Genomic DNA, 496 nt, shown 5'->3' with positions numbered 1-496 from the left:
TGTATAAGAGACCGGCTCGGAGTGGACGGTGCTGAGGCGCCGAGCCTCGGCTGGGGCGCGCGGGAGTTTTTGCCAGTGGTGCAGGAGTACAGCGGGCCGGGATCTGCCTACTTCGCGGGGATGGGGTTCTTGGGTTTGGCGGCCCCGGCTTCGCATCCCCTGTGGTCGGCATCGATGCCTCCTGATACTCCCGCTGAGGACTCGGTGACGATCCTTCCGTCTTTGGGCTGGGCGGTGCAGCGGGGCCTGGGTGACGGGATCGTGCGCGTCGTCAACCACGGCAGCGACCACGCCACCTACGCCGACGACCCCGGCGACCCGCACTACGCGAAGTTCGCGTACTCGACGCGTACGGCTCCCGGTACCGGCGCCGCGTGGTCGGACCGTGCGTGGGTGACTGGCGTGGACGGGTATGCGGCGCTCGTCGACGAGTGGGGCCGGGCGACGCGGCGTGGCCGGATCATGGGGACGGCGGCGGGGGAGGGGTACGTCGCGT

The 496-nt window shown here is 70.2% G+C and carries 1 protein-coding gene; it reads left to right on the top strand.

The features are described 5' to 3' along the window. Positions 1 to 496, top strand: a 496-nt coding sequence (locus GWK61_RS55190) for a DUF2264 domain-containing protein (protein WP_194922374.1), incomplete at both ends; no start/stop codon positions are given.

This window comes from Catenulispora rubra, from assembly GCF_015356825.1.
Classification (GTDB): domain Bacteria; phylum Actinomycetota; class Actinomycetes; order Streptomycetales; family Catenulisporaceae; genus Catenulispora; species Catenulispora rubra.
This window is presented reverse-complemented; position numbering and strand designations above follow the sequence as displayed.